The sequence below is a fragment of the Pseudomonas sp. AC255 genome (genome assembly GCF_979258175.1).
The window spans coordinates 5,112,181-5,131,292 of the sequence record NZ_OZ409841.1 but is presented as its reverse complement, the minus strand read 5'-3'; the positions used below and the strand labels follow the sequence as shown (position 1 = coordinate 5,131,292).

The following is a 19,112-nucleotide window of genomic DNA, read 5'->3' as shown; positions in this document are numbered from 1 at the left end:
CGTTGCTATGCTTTGAAGTGTTGGAGGGGCGCCCCATGCCAAGCGCTCCTGCAATGCACATTGCTCGTGCTGGCCCAGGGGAAACCAATAATGAAAAACCCTTACGCTCTCGGCTTCTGGTGCGCTCTGGTGGCGCTGGTGCTGCTCTCGGCCACGTATTTCTACGGGATCATGCTGGCCCACCAGATCGACACGGCAATGGTTTTCCTCGACAGCGCCGTTGCGTTGATCGCGGTGATGGCGATCGTCGTCGTCGCGTGGACCTCGATTCAGCTGCAACGGGTCAAGAAGCGCCAGCTCGAACGGGGCAGGATGCTCGTGCTGATCTGGGACACTAAAGTCGCCCTGCGGCGGGTCGAAACCGTGTTCGACCGCTACTTCTGGGGTAGTTACTGGCAGCCCGGGCGAACCTTCGCCGAGGTCATGGGCGAGCTCACCGGCACGCCGCTGGAAAAAAGCCTCGAAGGGCTGAAGAAGCAATGCCTGGAACTCGACAAGCAGATCGCCGATGACGGCTGGCACTGGCTGAACAACGCCCGCGAGCTGTCCGACGTCGCCACGGCCATGGCTCGTGAACGCTATCAGCTGGATTTCTGCGATGTGCGGGCGGATACCACCGGCGGAGCGGTGATCGATCGTGACTTTGAAGTGCTGGTGTATACGTGGACCGCGCGGCTGAAGAGCTTTGATCATCAGTTGGATGAAATCGAGGTTCAATATTCCTGAAATCAAAGATCGCAGCCTTCGGCAGCTCCTACAGGACAATCGGATTGCAAATGTAGGAGCTGCCGAAGGCTGCGATCTTTTTGCTCTCCCAAGTGTCCATAGACACTCTTTAACCTTTAAACATTGGGCCGTCGCCCGCGCCCGGTGCTAATCTCCATCGCTTAATTGCGCACAGTCGAGCCGCGACCCGATCCCGGGTTCAAGGAAGACGACTTCATCCACAGCCACGGAAACCGATCAGGTCATTCATGAATAAATCAGCAGGCGTGCTTCTCGGAATTGTTGTTGCCATCGGCGCGATCAGCGCAGGCGGGGCCTGGTACACCGGGACCAAGATCGAAGGCGTACTGAACAACGCCGTGACCAACGCCAACAAAGAGCTGCAGACCGCCATGGCCGGCTCCAACGGCACCGCGTCGCTGGAACTGGTATCGCTGGAGCGCCACACCTTCACCAGCACCGCGCACTATCGTCTCAAGGGCGAGGGCGAGATGTTCGGCGATGCGCCGGTCGAGCTGCTGTTCGTCGACCACATCGAACACGGCCCGCTGCCGTTCTCGCGCCTGGTTTCGCTGAAGTGGCTGCCGGTCATGGCCACCAGCAACTACGAGCTGGAAAAGAGCCCGTCCACGGAAAAATGGTTCGCCGCCACCAACGGCGCCGCGCCGCTCAAGGGCGTGACCAACATCGGCTACGACGAATCGACCACCAGCACTCTGAATCTGGTGCCGTTCGAAACCGCGCTGGATGAGCAGTCGAGCCTGAAGTTTTCCGGTCTGAGCATGGACATCGCCGCCAGCGCCCAGGCGCAGAAGGTCAAGGCCGACGGCTACATGGATAACCTGAAACTGGTCACCGTGTCGGAAGACCAGGCGCCGGTGCAGGTCGAGCTCAACGGTCTGACCCTGGCCAGCAACCTCGCCAAGAGCAGCTACGGCTACTACACCGGGGAAAACACCCTGGAAGTGACCAGCAGCAAAACCACCTTCGGTGCCAAGCCGATGGTGCTGGGCGTGAAGAACTTCGAAATGAAGAACCGCACCGAAGAAAGCGGCAGCAACGCCTCGGGGCGTGCCGACTACAAAATCGGCGAAGTGACGCTCAACGACAAGAAAGTCGGTTCGGCGGCCATGGCCATGAGCCTGAAGAACCTCGACATTCCGTCGACCATGTCGCTGATGCAGATCTACCAGACCAAATTGCAGCCATACGAAAAAGCTGCCGCCGAGGCCGCTGCGCAAGGGTTGCCGGCACCGGAGCTGAATCTGACCGAAGCGGAAAACGCCCAGGTCAAAGCCGATCTGCAGAAGTTGCTGGCGGCCGGCCCGCAACTGGCGCTGGAGAACCTGTCGTTCAACACCGCCAACGGTGAAAGCCGCGCCAATCTGGTGATCGACCTGACCAAGCCGCAATCGATGGATCTGCCGCCGGATCAACTCGGCAAGCAACTGATCGCGCTGCTCGACCTGAACATTCAGGTATCCAAGCCGATGCTGGTCGATCTGCTCAGCGTGCAGGCGCAACTCGATGGCCAGACTGACGCCAAAGCCATCGTCGACCAGTCCAAGGAAGCGGCGGACATGTTCGCCGGCATGGCGGTCGGCTCGCAACTGGCTGTCGCCGACGGCACCAACGTGGTGACCAAACTGCATTACGCGGCCAATCAGGTCGAATTCAACGGCCAGAAGATGACCGTCGAGCAGTTCATCGGTTTCCTCATGAGCAAGTTTGCCGGCGTCACCCAAGAGCAATAAACCCAACCGCGCCCCCAGACGCCCGGCCCCTGTGTGAACAGGCGCCGGGCGTTTTGCTGTACGGATTTTGTACAGATGGACCGATTCTGAACAAATATTGCGTTGTGAAAATTCGCTCTCGCTTGCGTGCAGACTGCCTCACCAAGCTTGGCCGAAGGCTGTTTTTGTCGGCCACCGTTACGAATGGGCAAGGAGGGCATTGCGACCCGGCTGGCCATGTAAGGATGCTGACAAATGCCGCGTATTGATGGCCCTGTATTACATCGTGGTTTACGCCCTTTGTTCCGATTCGCCCTGTGCAGCCAGTTGCTCTGGCCGCTGCTGGCGTTGGCCGACACACCCTACGACGAGATGGTGCGCGATGCCCGGGCCGGGCATTACACGCCTGCGTTGACCGTGCTGCGTCAGGTGCCGCCTGGCCAGGCCAGCGAAGGCCAGGTCAGCGATCATCTGCAAATCGCCAGTTGGGCCGGGCTCGATGCCGAAGTGGTCAAGGTCTATGAAACCCAAGGCCGTGACCGCGTTCTGCCGGTGCAGGCGCTGACTGCCGTTGCGCGTGCCTATCGCAACCTCAAGCGCTGGGATCAGGCCACCCAGGTGTACAACAAGGCGCTGGTGCTGGAGCCGGACAACGCCGACCTGCAACTGGGTCTCGCGCTGACCCAGGCCGATTCCGGCAAGCCCGATCAGGCCGTCACCCGCGCCCAGGCGCTGGTCGCCGCCAAACCCGACGATCCGTCACGCCGTCTCGCCTTGGGCTACGCACTCGGTCGAGCCGGCAAACAGTACGACGCACTCTTCGAATACGATCAGGCCTTCATCCGCGCCGGCAACAAGCCGGAAGTTGCCCGCGAGTACGTGGTCGCCCTGCAAAAGGCCCGCCTGCCAGAACCGGCGCTGCGTCTGGCCAGTCAACGTCCCGGCCTGATTGATCCGGTGTCCTTGCGCCGCCTGGAAGGCGATCTCGCCGCCGAACGCGTGCGCCTCGCCGAACTGGCCACCCGCAGCGAAAAGGAACGCTACGTCATCGCCGACCGCGCGCTGGCCGATTACGACAAATTGCTCGCAACCTGGACCCCTGACGCCACTGCTCACGATGACGTGACGCGCTGGCGCATCGACCGCATGGGCGCGCTCAAGGCGCGGGCGCGCACCGCCGACGTCATCAGCGAATACCAGAAACTGCAAGCCGAGGGCGTGGAAATTCCGACCTATGCCCTGCGCTGGGTGGCAGCGTCTTATCTCGATCAGCGTGAGCCCGAGACTGCCACCGATCTGTATCGCCAGGTGCTTTCGGCGCCGGACGCCGATGTCGGTGATCGCCTTGAGGACAGCACTGCGCTGTATTACTCCTTGCTAGAAAGCGACCGCGCCGATGAGGCGCGCAAGGTCGCCGAGGACGCAGCGAAAGCCCAGCGTCCGCGCGTCGAGCTCAAAGGTCTGCCCATCGGCAACCCCAACGATGAATGGATGGACGCCCAGCAACTTGCCGCCCAGGCCGGTACCTACGGTTCCGATCTTCCGCACGGTGAAGAGCGTTTGCAGACGCTGGTCGATCAGGCGCCGGGCAACCTTGGCTTGCGTCTGGCCCAGGCCGATCTTTACCTCGCCCGACAGTGGCCGCGCCGCGCGGAAAATCAGCTCAAGGAAACCGAGAGCATGGCGCCCCGCGATGCCGGCCTGGAAGTCGCTCAGGCGCGCACCGCGATGGAGTTGCAGGAGTGGCGGCAGAACGATGCGCTGGTCGACGACGTGGTCGCGCGTTATCCGGACAACCGCCAGGTGCAGCGTCTGGCTCGCGAACGGGAAGTGCATGACATGGCCGAACTGCGCGTCGAAGCCTACGGCGGCAAGGCCAACGGTGGCGGCAGCGGCGATGCCGGTGCGGTCAGCGGCAGCCGTGATTTCGGTATCCAGAGCACCCTTTACAGCCCACCGATCAATGAAGACTGGCGAGTGTTCGCCGGCGCCGGTTATGCCACCGGTGATTTCGCCGAAGGCACCGGCCACCATCGCTTCCAGCGTGTCGGCCTGGAACGGCGCACCCGTGACATGACCCTCGAAGCCGAGGTGTCGAATCACGATTACGGCTTCGGTGACAAACAAGGCGCACGCCTGGCGATAGCCCGCGACATCAACGATCACTGGCAGTACGGCGGCAGCCTCGAATACCTCTCGGCGGAAACGCCGCTGCGCGCGCTCAACAGCGACATCAAGGCCAATGGCGGCAGTGCGTTCCTGCGCTGGCGCGCCAACGAAAGTCGCGAGTGGCGCGTGTCGGTCAGCCCGTCGCACTTCAGCGATGGCAACAACCGCGTCGAAGCCTTGGTGACCGGGCGCGAGGGTATCTACACCGCGCCGAACATCCAGGTCGACGCTGGTCTGGAAGTCGGCACCAGCCACAACTCGAAATCCGACGACGTGCCCTACTTCAACCCGAAGTCGGACTTCAGCGTGATGCCGCTGGTCAACGTCAACCACGTGCTCTACCACCGCTACGAGACTTCCTGGAGCCAGCAATTCCAGGCCGGCGCGGGCACTTACAGTCAGCGCGACCACGGCACCGGCGGCATGGCATTGCTCGGTTACGGCCAACGGTACGCCTGGAACGACGTGTTCGATGTGGGCGGCATGTTCAGTGTGATCAACCGGCCTTATGACGGTGATCGGGAAACTGATCTGCGTCTGCTTGTCGACCTCACTTTCCGCTTCTAGAAGAGTTTGAAGATGCCTTTTATCTCGCGTTTCATCCTTCTGCTGGGAGCGCTGCTGGTCAGCGCCTGCGCCCAGCAAGCCCCGGCCTTCGCGCCGCCCTCCGAGCGCCCGGTCGCGGCCAGTGAACAACCGTGGCCAAAAACCACGTGCTCGGCATCGCCTACCACGATGTCGAAGACCGTGATCCTGATCAGGCCGTGGTGGCGGTGCGCACCGAGCGCATGATCGAGCAGCTCGCCTGGCTGCGCGAGAACGGCTACAAACCAGTGACCGTCGACCAGATCATGGCCGCACGCAATGGCGGCCCGGAGCTGCCGGCGAGAGCGGTGCTGCTCAGTTTCGACGACGGTTACGCCAGCTTCTATACCCGCGTGCTGCCAGTGCTGCGCGCCTACAACTGGCCAGCCTTGCTGGCGCCGGTTGGCACCTGGATCGACACGCCGCTCAATCAACCGGTGGATTTCGCCGGCACGCCGCGTAACCGTGAGAACTTCCTGACCTGGCAGCAGATCCGCGAAATTTCCAGGTCCGGGTTGGTAGAGATCGCCGCTCACACCGATGCCAACCACAAAGGCATCCTTGGCAACCCGCAGGGCAACCTGCAGCCGGCCGCCGCGACCCGGCGTTATGACCCGGTGACCAAACGCTACGAATCCGAAGCCGATTTCCAGGCGCGCATTCGCACCGACGTGAAAAACATTTCCGAGAAGATCCGCAAGGCCACCGGTTACAAACCACGCGTCTGGGTCTGGCCGTACGGCACCGCCGACGGTACCTCGCTGACCGTGGTCGGTGAGGAGGGCTATGAAATGGCCCTGACCCTGGACGACGGCCTCGACACCCTCGATAACCTGATGAGCGGGCCGCGCTTTCTGGTCGCCTCCGATCCTGATGGCGAGCATTTCGCCAACAGCATCGTCTCGGTGCAGGCCGAAGCGCCGATGCGCGTGGTGCATGTCGACCTCGACAACGTCTACGACCCGGACCCGGCCCAGCAGGACATCAACCTCGGCAAACTGGTGCAGCGCATGGCTGACCTCGGTGCCAGCACGGTGTTCCTGCAAGCCTTCGCCGACCCCAAGGGCGATGGTCTGGTGCATTCGCTGTACTTCCCCAACCGTCACTTGCCGATGCGCGCCGACCTGTTCGATCGCGTCGCCTGGCAACTGCGCACCCGTGCCCACGTGAAGGTCTTTGCGTGGATGCCGGTGCTGAGTTTCGAACTGGATTCGAAGCTGCCGCGCGTGACCCGCTGGGACCCGAAAACCGCCACCACCTCGGTCGATCCGAAACAGTACAAACGCCTGTCACCGTTCAATCCGGAAGTGCGCAAGATCATCGGTGAAATCTATGAAGACGTGGCGCGGCTGACCTCGGTCGACGGCATTCTCTACCACGACGATGCGGTGCTCTCGGATTTCGAGGACGCCAGCCCGGATGCCCTGAAGGCCTACGCCGCTCAAGGTCTGCCAGGTTCGATTGCCGCGCTGCGCGACGATCCGGCGGCGATGCAACGCTGGACGCGGTTCAAGAGCCGCTACCTGATCGACTTCACCAACGAACTGACCGCGAAAGTCCGTGCGATTCGCGGCCCGCAAGTGCTGACGGCACGCAACATCTTCGCCGAACCGATGCTCAATCCAGAGAGCGAAGCGTGGTTCGCACAGAACCTCGATGACTTCCTCGCCACCTACGACTGGACGGCGCCAATGGCCATGCCGTTGATGGAAAAACAGACGCTGGCCGAGTCCGGCCCGTGGCTGGAAGAACTGGTCGCCACGGTGAAGAAACGTCCCGGCGCGCTCAACCGCACCGTGTTCGAATTGCAGGCGCGTGACTGGAACCAGAAGGATCAGGCCGATATCGACGCCGTGCATCTGGCGGACTGGATGGGCCGGCTCAAGCGTCAAGGCGCAACCAGCTTCGGTTACTACCCGGACAACTTTCTCGACAACCTGCCAGACCTGAAAACCGTAAGGCCTGCACTCTCCAACAAATGGAATCCATAACATGCTGGATAGACTGTTAGCCCTGCTTGTTCTGGCGATTGTCCTTGGCGTTCCGCTGGGGCTGATCTTCCTCGTGACCGGCCAGTTCCTGATGTCGTTCGTGTTCTTCTACCCACTGTTCATGTCCGGGTTGTGGATCGCCGGCGGCCTGTATTTCTGGCTGCACTGGGAGCGCCACTGGCCATGGCAGGACGACACGCTGCCGCCGCCGCTGGAGGGCGAACCGCTGATTTCGATCCTGATTCCTTGCTACAACGAAGGCGATAACGCTGCCGATACCATCCACGCGGCGCTGGCGCAGCATTACCCGAACATCGAAGTCATCGCGATCAACGACGGCTCCAAGGACAACACTGCCGCTGTGCTCGATGCGCTGGCCAAGGAAGATCCGCGACTGCGGGTTCTGCATCTGGCGGAAAACCAGGGCAAGGCTGTAGCCCTGCGCATGGGCGCGATTGCTGCGCGCAGCGAGTATCTGGTGTGCATCGACGGCGACGCCTTGCTGGCCCCAAACACTGCGGCGTACCTGGTCGCGCCGATGCTGGATAACGCACGTCTTGGCGCAGTGACCGGCAACCCGCGGATCCGCACGCGTTCGACCTTGATCGGGCGGGTGCAGGTCGGCGAGTTCTCCTCGATCATCGGCCTGATCAAACGTACGCAACGGGTCTTCGGGCGCATCTTTACCGTCTCCGGGGTGATCGTCGCGTTCCGCCGCACCGCGCTGAACCGGGTCGGCTACTGGAGCCCGGACATGATCACCGAAGACATCGATATCAGCTGGAAGCTGCAACTGGATCACTGGAGCATCTTCTACGAACCGCGCGCACTGTGCTGGATCCTCATGCCGGAAACCCTCGGCGGTCTGTGGAAGCAGCGTCTGCGCTGGGCTCAGGGCGGCGCCGAAGTGCTGTTCAAGAACATTCGCGGCATCTGGCAGTACCGCCATCGCTACCTGTGGCCGCTGCTGTTCGAATACTGCCTGTCCACCGGTTGGGCCTTCACTTTCCTGCTGTCGGTGATTTTCTGGGGCATGGGCAAGTTCATGGTCATGCCCGACGCGATCGCCGTGGATCACCTGATGCCACCGGCCTTCACCGGTCTGTTGCTGGCGTTTGTCTGCCTGGTGCAGTTTGCCGTCAGCATCGTCATTGACCGACGGTATGAGCCGGGTCTGGGCAAGACCATGTTCTGGGTGGTCTGGTATCCGTTGGTGTTCTGGCTCGTCAGTCTGCTGACCACCCTGGTCAGTTTCCCCAGAGTGTTGTTCAGCCAACACAAAAAACGCGCGCGCTGGGTCAGTCCTGATCGGGGCATTCGCCCGCTGGGCGACGACCAGGAGGAAGTCATCAAATGAAAATTATCCGCACTCGCCAGCGGCCCTTTCTGGTGGTGATCGACGTGATCCTCACCGTCCTGGCCTGGGTTGGCCTGCTGTTCCTGCTGGTACGCGGGTTATGGCCATTGATCGAAACCACCGGCGGCCCGCGCATCGATCATTCGGCATTCGACGCCTTGGGCACTTTGCAGGTTTACATGTGGGTGGCGCTGGTCAACGCGGTGATCCTGATCGGTTGGGCGCGTTACCAGCAACGCAAAAGCCGCAGCTTCGCCCAGCGCCGTTTGCCGTCACCGGTGATTGGCGATGAAGGTCTGAGCAAGAGTTTCAAGTTGTGCGACGAGCGTTTCCAGAAACTGCGCACGCCGGGGGTGATGACCATTCATAACGATCAGGACGGCGACATCAGCCATGTGGAAACGCATTTCTGGCCGTTACAGCAGCAGGCCTTGCCCGCGCCGCTGGGGCAACAGCGGGTGATCTTTCTGCATGCCGATGAAGATGACAATCGCGAGCCGGTGAACCGGCTGACGTGACCTCCACTGTAGGAGCTGCCGAAGGCTGCGATCTTTTGATTTTGCTTATGTAAAAACAAGATCAAGAGATCGCAGCCTCGTTGCACTCGTCAGCTCCTACAGGACTGGTGTCAGGCCTGGATCAGCGTCCAGGCCTCTTTGATCCGCAGAGGTTGCTTCATCCGCTCGGCCAGCAGCGCCATCGCGCGTTGCTTGTCGCAGGCCACCGCCGCAACGACGATACCGTCTTTTGCAAACAGGCCAATGAATGGCGGCTGTTCCGGCTCACCGCTGAACTCGACCTCGTCCCACTCCTGCGCGTGACCGAGATAGTCGTAGTTCTTGCCGAAGTGGTACGTCCAGAAAAACGGCACATCCAGATAATGTTCCTCGCCACCCAGCATGTTGGCGGCGGCAATCCGCGCGTGTTGCTGGGCCAGGCGCCAATGCTCGATGCGAGTTGGCTGGCCGCTCAGCGGAAACGTGGCGATATCGCCGATGGCCCATAAACCATCGCTCACGCGCATGCCGTCATCGACACGCAACGATTGGTCTTCTTCCTTGGGTAATGAGTCGAAAGGCTCAGTGGCCGGGTGAACGCCGACGCCGGCGAGAACCAGATCCGCCGCCAGGCGCAGACCGTTGTCGAGCAGCACGCCCTCGACCTTGTCCTCGCCGAGTATCTGCGTGGCCTCATGTTCACTGATGAACTTCACCCCGTGCTCTTCGTGCAACCTGCGGATCGCTTTGCCCACCGCTTCTCCGAATTGCTTGGCGAACGGTATTGCATGGCGGGCAAGCACGGTAACGTCGAGGCCGTACTCGCGCAGGGCCGACGCGCATTCGAGGGCGATGAAACTGTCGCCGATGATCACCGCGCGCTGGCCAGGTTGAGCTGCGTTGATGATCTGTTCAGCCTGGGCTTTTGAGCGCAGGACGAAAACGTTGGCCAACTCGGCGCCAGGCAACTTCAAAGGATTGGGCGCGCCACCGGTGGCGAGTACAGCGGCGTCGTAGCGCAGGATGCCGCCGTTGTTCAGATGCAGTGTTTTGCCTGGGGCGTCGAGTGAAGTCACTTCGCCTTGCACACGTTCAATCCGTTGCGCTTGATAGAACGCCTCATCGCGCAGCGGCGGCACTTCTTTCGGCGACATCTCCCCGGCGAGAACAAATTTGCTCAACACCGTGCGGTCGTAGCCGGCATCCGGTTCGCCATCGACCAGCACGATGCGTCCGCCGAAACCCTTCTCCCGTAGCGCCGCCGCGCAAGCCGTGCCCGCCGCCCCGGCGCCGACCACCACGAACGTTCTTGGGTCGTCAGCGGGCGGGGTGTGCGGATCGGGCAACGGCTGGTCATCGACCCACACTTCATCGCCGCGCAACTCCAGCGGATAGCGCTTGAGACTGTCCAGCGATGGCGGCTCGCACAGGCCGCCGTCCTCGGCGCGGTAGGCGGCTTTGTGCCAGGGGCAGATCAACCTGCCGTGACACAACGCCCCCTCGGCCAACGGTGCGCCGGCATGTGGACACAGGCCCTGAAACGCCCGCAACTCGCCGTTGGCACGCAGCAGGACGATCTTGCAGTCGCCGATTTCGACTTGCAGGCCACGGTCTTGCGGGACATCGGCGAAACGGGCGACACGGTGCAGGGACATTTTCGGCTTCCTCGCAGGCATTTCTCTTGTGAGTTGGCGGCGCCGCGCGAGGTTCAGCCATTTGCTACTGCCAAGGCACGAACGGTACGGCTATAGTTTGCGGGCCGACGACGGCCTCACTGCACAAGGTGCTCCCGGAATGACCCGATTGACCTCTCTCAACCCATGGCTGGCGGCCATCGCCGTGACCCTTTGCGTGCAGTTCCCGGCACAGGCCCAGGAGCGCTTCACCCTGAGCATCCCCGGCGTGTCGGATAACCGTCTGTTCACCTCGGCAGCGGCAAGTGACGCACCCGGCTGCGGCGGCAAGAACCAGTCGCCGGCGTTGAGCTGGAACGCCGGCCCGGCCGGTACCCAGAGCTACGCCATCGTCATGCACGACCCGGATGGCCAGAAAGGCTTGGGCGTCGATCACTGGATTCACTACGGCATCAAACCCACCACCCACCAGATCGCGGCTGGCGTCGGTGCCAAATCCGCCCTCGAAGGCGTCGGCGGCACCAACAGCAAAGGCAACACCCATTACATGGGTCCATGCCCGCCAGTGGGCGACAGCGCGCACCACTACATCATCCAGATCTACGCCCTCGACCTCGCCCCGGACGCCCTGCCTGCCGGCCTGACCCGCGCCGAGCTGATGGAAAAAATCGAAGGCCATGTGCTGCGCAACAGCAGCGCGGTGCGGCGTTATCACCGCTGAGGTTCGGCCGCTCTCGGGCGGCTGACTGCTCTGATTCCCCAGCCATTTGGCATTGCCCCGCGAAAACGCGCACTATCAAGCCATTGCCAATGCGCTGGAGGACACCGTGGCAGCAAAAATCGACCGCATCGCCCAGCTACTCAACTGCCCGGAAAAGGGCGAACAAATGCGGCGTGCAGTAACCGAGACACGTAAGGAGTTTCTGCTGAATCAGCCGGAAGAAGAACTCGTTGAAGAAGACGAGGTATTTGACGAGGCTGAGGAGGAGGGGGATGACGACGATGAATATGACGAGTTTGACTGGACGACGGAGTGACGGCGTTCCAGCGATCTTGCCATCGCCCACAAAAAAGCCCCGGACCATCACAGTCCGGGGCTTTCTCGTTTGATTCATGGTGCACCAGGCGGGATTCGAACCCACGACCCCTGCCTTCGGAGGGCAGTACTCTATCCAGCTGAGCTACTGGTGCAGCGGGCGACATCATACCTAGGTCGGCTCGGGGCGTCCATGCCGGGTTTGGCGGGTTTTGTCAGTGTGCGTGTCGGCGCAAAATCGCTGCATTCCTTAAAGCGGTAACGTCCTGCAAAACCCTCGCTTGGCGCTTCGTCGGGGTTGATCTAAGGTTTTTCCTGCGGCATGGGTATTGTGTGCGTTGATCTGAAAAGCGGCATTTTTGTTCTTTTTTCGAACGACCTATTGTCCTTTACCCCCTTTGAACCTACGATCCGTTTGAGATTTCAAACGCTCTTTGGCGGGATGTTGCAGCGCAGGTGCGCCCGGTCGTGCACTGTTGATGCGCCACAATCCGCTCACTGATTTCCCTGACGGCAGCCTTGCGAGGCGCCTTTCTACAATCATAATTTGCTCCGCGCAGGCCGCGGTGCTGTTAAGGAAAGCCGACATGCAGCTTAAAGACACCCAGTTGTTCCGCCAGCAAGCCTTCATCGATGGCGCTTGGGTCGATGCCGACAACGGTCAGACGATCAAGGTCAACAACCCGGCAACCGGCGAAATCCTCGGCACCGTGCCGAAGATGGGCGCCGCTGAAACCCGCCGTGCCATCGAGGCCGCCGACAAGGCGCTGCCGGCCTGGCGTGCACTGACCGCCAAAGAGCGTGCCGGCAAGCTGCGTCGCTGGTTCGAACTGATGATCGAGAACCAGGACGACCTCGCGCGCCTGATGACCCTCGAGCAGGGCAAGCCGCTGGCCGAAGCCAAGGGCGAAATCGTTTACGCCGCATCGTTCATCGAGTGGTTCGCCGAGGAAGCCAAACGCATCTACGGTGACGTGATTCCGGGTCATCAGCCGGACAAGCGCCTGATCGTGATCAAGCAGCCGATCGGCGTTACTGCTGCGATCACTCCGTGGAACTTCCCGGCAGCAATGATCACTCGCAAGGCCGGCCCGGCGCTGGCCGCCGGTTGCACCATGGTGCTCAAGCCGGCATCGCAAACTCCGTTTTCCGCTTTCGCCCTGGCCGAACTGGCTCAGCGCGCGGGCATTCCTGCGGGCGTGTTCAGCGTGGTCTCCGGCAGCGCTGGCGACATCGGCAGCGAGCTGACCAGCAACCCGATCGTGCGCAAACTGTCCTTCACCGGCTCGACCGAAATCGGTCGCCAGTTGATGGCCGAATGCGCCAAGGACATCAAGAAAGTCTCGCTGGAACTGGGCGGCAACGCGCCGTTCATCGTGTTCGACGACGCCGATCTGGATAAGGCCGTCGAAGGCGCGATCATCTCCAAATACCGCAACAATGGCCAGACCTGCGTCTGCGCCAACCGTCTGTACATTCAGGACGCGGTCTACGATGCGTTCGCCGAGAAGCTGAAAGTAGCTGTAGCCAAACTGAAGATCGGCAACGGTCTGGAAGACGGCACCACCACCGGCCCGCTGATCGACGAAAAAGCCGTGGCCAAGGTTCAGGAACACATCGCTGACGCCGTGAGCAAAGGTGCCACCGTATTGGCGGGCGGCAAGGCGATGGAAGGCAACTTCTTCGAGCCGACCATTCTCACCAACGTGCCGAAAAACGCGGCCGTGGCCAAGGAAGAAACCTTCGGTCCGCTGGCTCCGCTGTTCCGCTTCAAAGACGAAGCCGAAGTGATCGCCATGTCCAACGACACCGAATTCGGTCTGGCCTCGTACTTCTACGCACGTGACCTGGGCCGTGTGTTCCGTGTCGCCGAAGCGCTGGAATACGGCATGGTCGGCGTCAACACCGGGCTGATCTCCAACGAAGTCGCGCCGTTCGGCGGCATCAAGGCTTCGGGCCTGGGCCGTGAAGGCTCCAAGTACGGCATCGAAGATTACCTGGAAATCAAATACCTCTGCCTGGGCATCTAAGCCGAGAAAGGGATCGCTGCAAACGCAATGGGCACGAGAGCGCTGTCCCTTTGCGTGGTTTCAAACAGGAAATTTCTCTGCGGCCAGGAACGCCGTGGCAGTCGATCATCGCATGCTGCCACCGCCGATTCCTCCCGCTTCATCCTTGAACCACGCCGCCCGATGAGCGGCGAATGAGGACTGTAATGAGCAAGACTAACGCTGAACTGATGGCCCGTCGTACCGCAGCTGTTCCACGTGGTGTTGGCCAGATTCACCCGATCTTCGCCGAGTCGGCAAAGAACGCCACCGTGACTGACGTTGAAGGTCGTGAGTTCATCGACTTCGCTGGCGGTATCGCTGTACTGAACACCGGCCACGTACACCCGAAAATCATCGCCGCCGTGACTGAACAGCTGAATAAGCTGACCCACACCTGCTTCCAGGTGCTGGCCTACGAACCGTACGTTGAGCTGTGCGAAAAAATCAACGCCAAGGTGCCGGGTGATTTCGCCAAGAAAACCCTGCTGGTCACCACCGGTTCCGAAGCGGTGGAAAACGCCGTGAAGATCGCCCGTGCCGCCACTGGCCGCGCTGGCGTGATCGCTTTCACCGGCGCTTACCACGGTCGCACCATGATGACCTTGGGCCTGACCGGTAAAGTCGTGCCGTACTCGGCGGGCATGGGCCTGATGCCAGGCGGCATCTTCCGCGCGCTGTACCCGAACGAACTGCACGGCGTGAGCATCGACGATTCGATCGCTTCCATCGAACGCATCTTCAAGAACGACGCCGAGCCGAAAGACATCGCTGCGATCATCATCGAGCCAGTGCAGGGCGAAGGTGGTTTCTACGTCGCGCCGAAGGAATTCATGAAGCGTCTGCGCGCTTTGTGCGACCAGCACGGTATCCTGCTGATCGCTGACGAAGTGCAGACTGGCGCTGGCCGTACCGGTACTTTCTTCGCCATGGAACAGATGGGCGTTGCCGCCGATCTGACCACTTTCGCCAAGTCCATCGCTGGCGGCTTCCCGCTGGCCGGCGTGTGCGGCAAGGCCGAATACATGGACGCCATCGCTCCGGGCGGCCTGGGCGGCACCTACGCCGGAAGCCCGATCGCTTGCGCCGCTGCGCTGGCAGTCATGGAAGTGTTTGAAGAAGAGCAACTGCTGGACCGCTGCAAGGCTGTCGGCGAGCGCCTGGTCACCGGTTTGAAGGCGATTCAGGCGAAGTACCCGGTCATCGGTGAAGTGCGTGCGCTGGGCGCAATGATCGCGGTCGAGCTGTTCGAAAACGGCGACAGCCACAAGCCGAACCCGACTGCCGTGGCTGCCGTGGTGGCCAAGGCGCGTGACAAGGGCCTGATCCTGCTGTCCTGCGGCACTTACGGTAACGTGCTGCGTGTGCTGGTTCCGCTGACGTCGCCAGACGAGCAACTGGACAAAGGCCTGGCGATCATCGAAGAGTGCTTCTCTGAGCTCTGATCCGTTGGTGTGACTTGTTCGACAAAAACCCGCTTCGGCGGGTTTTTTTCGTCCCTTGAAACACATCGGACCTGTTTGCGCTGTATCGAATCGCCAGCATTGGCTAAGGTTCAGGCATTGCAAGGAGAGCGCGCATGACTGCCGTTGATTTACCCGCTGTACCCCGGGTGTTGATTGCCGAGGCCGATCCCTGGTCCCGCGACCTGCTCAAACAAGTGCTGCTCAATGTGCGCTGCGATGCGCGCCTGGATTTGTGTGCCGATGGCCAGCAGGCGATGTCGTTGCTCAGCGAGGTGCCCTATGACTTGGCCATCGTCGATTGGGAGCTGCCCGGCATCGACGGATTGCATGTGCTGCGCAGCGTCCGCCAGCGCAAACGCAATCCGCCGTTGCCGTTCATTCTGATGAGCAGCCGCAACGACAGCGCCAGCGTGCGCGAAGCGATTCCGCTGGCGCCGACGGCGTACCTGACCAAACCGTTGAACATGGAAGGCCTGACCGAGCGCTTGCAGGGCTTGCTGCTCAACGCTGGCGAAGCGGTGGTTTGCGAAGTGCCGGCACTGGCGCCGGGCATGACCCTGTCGGTGTTCCTTGAGCGGCGTCGCGAGCAGGCTGATGGCGCGCCGCTGATGACCGACGTGCAAGTGGCGGTCAAGCGCAGCCTCAATCCCGAGGGGCTGGACCTCAAGCTGCTGGAAGAAGAGGTGCGCACCGATCCGCAGATTACCGCCGTGCTGATCGCAGCCGCCAACAGTGCCGCGCAACACTACGGCGCGCCGGTGCAAACCCTGGCCCAGGCGCTGCACCGACTCGGCACCGGGCAGAGCATGAACCTGATTCTCGGGCTGGCGCTCAAACGCAGCGCGCGGCTCAGCGATCCATGCCTGGCGGATTACGCCGAGCGCTATTGGGGACTATCCCTGCACACTGCGGAATACGCCCGTACGCTGGCGCGCCTGCTCGATCTGGATCAGGAGCGCTGCTATTGCGCGGGCATGCTGCATCGGCTCGGCGATCTGGCGCTGCTGCGCTGCTTGCAGGAGTGGCAACAAGCCGGCGGCGAGCTGGACGAGTTGCAGGAGGTCGGTGAAGCGTTGGCGAAGTTTGGCGCTTCTTACGGCTCGGCATTGCGCACTCGCTGGCGTCTGCCGCTGGAGTTGCGCGAGTTGATTGCTTCGGCCTACCAGCTCGGTGGTGGCGTTTACAGTCGCGAGGCGCTGGTGATGCACATGGCGGCGCAGATGGCGCGGCTGACCGAGCATGAAGGCGTAGAGGAACTGGCGAAGAGCCGGACGGCGCGGTTGCTCAAGATCGGGCTGCCGGAGTTGCTGCGGATGCGCAAATGACAGATCACCACATTCCAATGTGGGAGCGAGCCTGCTCGCGAAGGCGCCAGCGCAGGCAACATTTTTATTGAAGGTGCAGGCCTCATCGCGGGCAAGCCCGCTCCCACAGGAATTGCGGCAGCCACAAAATACGGATCAGGCCGCAATAATCCGGTTCTTGCCCTGCCGTTTCGCCTCGTACATCGCCGCATCCGCGCGGGCGAACAGGCTGTCCAGGCTCTTGTCTTCGTCGGTGAGGTTGGTAAGGCCCTGGCTCACGGTGATGCTGAATGCTTGCCCGTCGTGGTTGAAGCGCAGTCGCTGGATCTCCTGCTGCAGTCGCTCTGCCACTTGCACGGCCATGTCCGGCGCACAGCCGGGAAACACCGCAGCGAACTCCTCACCACCAATCCGCCCGAACAGATCGCCACGGCGCAATGAGCCGCGCCCGCATTCGGCGATCCGTTGCAGCACGTTGTCGCCCTCGGGGTGGCCGTAGCTGTCGTTGATCACTTTGAAATCGTCGATGTCCAGCAACAGGAAGGCCAGCGGTGTGCCTTGGCGGCGGGCCTCAGCGAACTCGCGGTGGGCACATTCGAAGAAGTGGCGGCGGTTGCTGCTTTGCGTCAGCACATCGGTGGTGGCCAAGCGCTGCAGCTCGGTTTCCATGTTTTTCTTGTCAGTGATGTCTTCGGCGATGCCGACGATGATTACCGGCTGTCCAGGCTCGTCCTGGCGATTGATAAAACATTTGTCGCTGAGCCAGCGCACCTGGCCATCGGCGGCAATGATGCGGTACTCGCGATCTTCCACCGCACCTCGGTGCAGGACTTCGGCGAGGCTCTGCTCGGCGTACTCCAGATCATCGGGATAAATGCTGTCGCGCCACTGGTTGTAATCCGCCAACAACAGCGCGGCGGAACGGCCGAAGATCCGTTCATAGGCCGGACTGACGTACAACACCTGTCGGGTTTCCCAGTTGAAAGCCCAGAGCACGGCGTTGACGCTGACCAGCAGCGAACTGATCAATTGTTCGCGCTCGCTCAGGCGCGCGACTTCGCCCTGCGCGTGCATCAGCGCCATCAGCGTTTGCGCGGCCTCGGGCCATTGAGTGAAGGACGTGTCTTTCTGGTTGTTGTTGACCATCGGCACAAATCTCAAAGGGCGCGCCGCAATGTCGACAACGGCCACAGGACAGCCCGCCGGGATGGCGAAGTGTCATTGAGATAGAGGATTTTCGGCGAAGTTCCCGGCCATTACCGAGTCCCGCCGGGCGGCGAGGTGCAGGAACCGAAGAGCGCAACGAGGCTGCGATCTTTGAGATCGCAGCCTCGTTGCCGGTCAGGCAGTCGCAGGACGCAGCGAGTAGGTTTTCAGCTGATCAGCAAAATCCCGCAACGACTGGATGCCACTGGCCTCGGCCTCGTGAATCCATTCCTTGATGGCGGCCAGCATGTCGTGGCCATTGGAACTGGTCTTGACCCAGATCTGCTGCAAAGCCAGGCGCTTCTCGTAGATCACTTTCAAAGCATGGCTGTGTTCGAGCATGGTCTGGATGCGCAGGTGATGACGGTCTTCCAGCAGGCTGGTTTCCCGCGACAGCAGGCGTTTGGCCCGGTGGAACTGGTGGCGCACCGAATGATCAACCTTGGCCAGCTCTTGCTTGACCAGCGGGCCGATCACCAATTTGCGGTACTGGGCCATGATCTGGAAGCGGTTGTTGAGGATCGCCATGGCGGTGTCCATGTCCAGGCTGCCTTTGCCTTCGACGCGGTGGGCAATCGGTGCGACCCGCTGCACCTTGGCCAGGCGCAGGAAGCAGAAGACCTTGATCCACGCCCAGCCGAGGTCGAATTCCCACTTCTTCACCGACAGCTTGGCCGAGTTGGGGTAGGTGTGATGGTTGTTGTGCAGCTCTTCACCGCCGATCAGGATGCCCCACGGCACCAGATTGGTCGCCGCGTCACGGCATTCGAAGTTGCGGTAGCCGACAGCATGGCCCAGACCGTTGATCACGCCAGCGGCCCACACCGGAATCCACATCATCTGGATCGCCCAGATGGTGATGCCGATGGTGCCGAACAGCAGCAGGTCGATCACGCCCATGATCGCCACGCCCAGCAGCGGATAGCGGCTGTAGACGTTGCGTTCGATCCAGTCTTCCGGGCAGTTCTTGCCGTAGATGCGCAGGGTTTCCGGGTTCTGCGCTTCGCTGCGGTACAGCTCGGCGCCGGTGCGCAGTACGGTGGACAGACCCTTGATGACCGGGCTGTGCGGGTCATCCTCGGTTTCGCATTTGGCGTGGTGTTTGCGGTGGATGGCAGTCCACTCGCGGGTGTTCTGCGCCGTGGTGAGCCACAGCCAGAAACGGAAAAAGTGCTTCAGACCCGCATTCAGCTCGAGCGAGCGGTGGGCCGAGTAACGGTGCAGATAGACCGTGACGGCGACAATCGTCACATGGGTCATCAGCAGGGTGACCGCGACCAGTGACCAGGCCGACAAGCCAAGAAAACCTTCGTACCACATAGGCTATAGGGCCCTCGATAAAGATAAAAACAGCCGTTGC

Annotated in this window: 13 protein-coding genes, 1 tRNA gene and 1 pseudogene; 11 read left to right on the top strand and 4 right to left on the bottom strand. The window is 61.5% G+C overall.

Annotated elements, in window-relative coordinates; translation table 11 throughout:
- The first annotated feature begins 90 nt into the window (after nt 1–90).
- The 6 genes and pseudogenes from ACZZ0K_RS23125 (at nt 91) to pgaD (ending at nt 9,079) form a co-directional block, all read left to right on the top strand.
- On the top strand, nt 91–726 hold the full coding sequence (locus tag ACZZ0K_RS23125; protein WP_252885117.1) for an NADH:ubiquinone oxidoreductase subunit N: 636 nt from the start codon (nt 91–93) through the stop codon (nt 724–726).
- A gap of 248 nt (nt 727–974) precedes the next feature.
- Nucleotides 975–2,480 (top strand): YdgA family protein, encoded by a 1,506-nt coding sequence (locus tag ACZZ0K_RS23120; RefSeq protein ID WP_016772258.1) that lies wholly within the window; start codon nt 975–977, stop codon nt 2,478–2,480.
- 234 nt (nt 2,481–2,714) lie between these two features.
- A complete protein-coding gene (pgaA, locus tag ACZZ0K_RS23115; protein ID WP_258707426.1) occupies nt 2,715–5,195 on the top strand; it encodes a poly-beta-1,6 N-acetyl-D-glucosamine export porin PgaA in 2,481 nt (826 codons plus the stop codon).
- Nucleotides 5,196–5,207: 12 nt separating this feature from the next.
- Nucleotides 5,208–7,204, top strand: a pseudogene (gene pgaB / locus ACZZ0K_RS23110) (poly-beta-1,6-N-acetyl-D-glucosamine N-deacetylase PgaB).
- Between the two features lies 1 nt (nt 7,205).
- Nucleotides 7,206–8,561 carry a poly-beta-1,6-N-acetyl-D-glucosamine synthase gene (gene pgaC, locus ACZZ0K_RS23105; protein WP_252882972.1) on the top strand — a complete coding sequence of 452 codons (1,356 nt, stop codon included), beginning with the start codon at nt 7,206–7,208 and terminating at the stop codon, nt 8,559–8,561.
- On the top strand, nt 8,558–9,079 hold the full coding sequence (pgaD, locus tag ACZZ0K_RS23100; RefSeq protein ID WP_095181140.1) for a poly-beta-1,6-N-acetyl-D-glucosamine biosynthesis protein PgaD: 522 nt from the start codon (nt 8,558–8,560) through the stop codon (nt 9,077–9,079). The genes pgaC and pgaD overlap by 4 nt, the downstream gene beginning before the upstream one ends.
- A gap of 110 nt (nt 9,080–9,189) precedes the next feature.
- On the opposite strand, the gene ACZZ0K_RS23095 is transcribed toward pgaD, so the two are convergent.
- The gene (locus tag ACZZ0K_RS23095; protein ID WP_258707427.1) at nt 9,190–10,713 is read right to left on the bottom strand and encodes an FAD-dependent oxidoreductase; all 1,524 of its coding nucleotides are present in this window, start codon (nt 10,711–10,713) and stop codon (nt 9,190–9,192) included.
- A 139-nt stretch (nt 10,714–10,852) separates the two neighbouring features.
- Between ACZZ0K_RS23095 and ACZZ0K_RS23090 the strand changes: the two genes are divergently transcribed.
- Nucleotides 10,853–11,413 (top strand): YbhB/YbcL family Raf kinase inhibitor-like protein, encoded by a 561-nt coding sequence (locus tag ACZZ0K_RS23090; protein ID WP_258707428.1) that lies wholly within the window; start codon nt 10,853–10,855, stop codon nt 11,411–11,413.
- Between the two features lie 46 nt (nt 11,414–11,459).
- Nucleotides 11,460–11,729: a hypothetical protein gene (locus ACZZ0K_RS23085; protein ID WP_463559417.1), complete on the top strand. Its 270-nt coding sequence runs from the start codon at nt 11,460–11,462 to the stop codon at nt 11,727–11,729.
- 77 nt (nt 11,730–11,806) lie between these two features.
- Here the strand turns inward: ACZZ0K_RS23085 and ACZZ0K_RS23080 are convergent.
- A tRNA-Arg gene (locus tag ACZZ0K_RS23080) sits at nt 11,807–11,883 on the bottom strand.
- Between the two features lie 432 nt (nt 11,884–12,315).
- Between ACZZ0K_RS23080 and gabD the strand changes: the two genes are divergently transcribed.
- The 3 genes from gabD (at nt 12,316) to ACZZ0K_RS23065 (ending at nt 16,567) form a co-directional block, all read left to right on the top strand.
- Complete coding sequence (gabD, locus tag ACZZ0K_RS23075; RefSeq protein ID WP_024011131.1) at nt 12,316–13,758, top strand: NADP-dependent succinate-semialdehyde dehydrogenase; 1,443 nt, start codon at nt 12,316–12,318, stop codon at nt 13,756–13,758.
- A 185-nt stretch (nt 13,759–13,943) separates the two neighbouring features.
- A complete protein-coding gene (gabT, locus tag ACZZ0K_RS23070; protein ID WP_003220503.1) occupies nt 13,944–15,221 on the top strand; it encodes a 4-aminobutyrate--2-oxoglutarate transaminase in 1,278 nt (425 codons plus the stop codon).
- A 134-nt stretch (nt 15,222–15,355) separates the two neighbouring features.
- Nucleotides 15,356–16,567 (top strand): response regulator, encoded by a 1,212-nt coding sequence (locus ACZZ0K_RS23065; RefSeq protein ID WP_150637854.1) that lies wholly within the window; start codon nt 15,356–15,358, stop codon nt 16,565–16,567.
- A 135-nt stretch (nt 16,568–16,702) separates the two neighbouring features.
- Here the strand turns inward: ACZZ0K_RS23065 and ACZZ0K_RS23060 are convergent, their stop codons facing one another.
- On the bottom strand, nt 16,703–17,692 hold the full coding sequence (locus ACZZ0K_RS23060; protein WP_150638089.1) for a GGDEF domain-containing protein: 990 nt from the start codon (nt 17,690–17,692) through the stop codon (nt 16,703–16,705).
- Between the two features lie 195 nt (nt 17,693–17,887).
- Complete coding sequence (desA, locus tag ACZZ0K_RS23055; protein WP_016772248.1) at nt 17,888–19,072, bottom strand: delta-9 fatty acid desaturase DesA; 1,185 nt, start codon at nt 19,070–19,072, stop codon at nt 17,888–17,890.
- Between the last annotated feature and the right edge of the window lie 40 nt (nt 19,073–19,112).

Coding starts and splice junctions, on each gene's coding strand:
- pgaD (WP_095181140.1), top strand. CDS start 8,558: ATGAAAATTATCCGCACTCGCCAGCGGCCCTTTCTGGTGGTGATCGAC.
- ACZZ0K_RS23065 (WP_150637854.1), top strand. CDS start 15,356: ATGACTGCCGTTGATTTACCCGCTGTACCCCGGGTGTTGATTGCCGAG.
- ACZZ0K_RS23120 (WP_016772258.1), top strand. CDS start 975: ATGAATAAATCAGCAGGCGTGCTTCTCGGAATTGTTGTTGCCATCGGC.
- ACZZ0K_RS23060 (WP_150638089.1), bottom strand. CDS start 17,692: ATGGTCAACAACAACCAGAAAGACACGTCCTTCACTCAATGGCCCGAG.
- desA (WP_016772248.1), bottom strand. CDS start 19,072: ATGTGGTACGAAGGTTTTCTTGGCTTGTCGGCCTGGTCACTGGTCGCG.
- pgaC (WP_252882972.1), top strand. CDS start 7,206: ATGCTGGATAGACTGTTAGCCCTGCTTGTTCTGGCGATTGTCCTTGGC.
- ACZZ0K_RS23125 (WP_252885117.1), top strand. CDS start 91: ATGAAAAACCCTTACGCTCTCGGCTTCTGGTGCGCTCTGGTGGCGCTG.
- pgaA (WP_258707426.1), top strand. CDS start 2,715: ATGCCGCGTATTGATGGCCCTGTATTACATCGTGGTTTACGCCCTTTG.
- ACZZ0K_RS23090 (WP_258707428.1), top strand. CDS start 10,853: ATGACCCGATTGACCTCTCTCAACCCATGGCTGGCGGCCATCGCCGTG.
- ACZZ0K_RS23095 (WP_258707427.1), bottom strand. CDS start 10,713: ATGTCCCTGCACCGTGTCGCCCGTTTCGCCGATGTCCCGCAAGACCGT.
- gabD (WP_024011131.1), top strand. CDS start 12,316: ATGCAGCTTAAAGACACCCAGTTGTTCCGCCAGCAAGCCTTCATCGAT.
- gabT (WP_003220503.1), top strand. CDS start 13,944: ATGAGCAAGACTAACGCTGAACTGATGGCCCGTCGTACCGCAGCTGTT.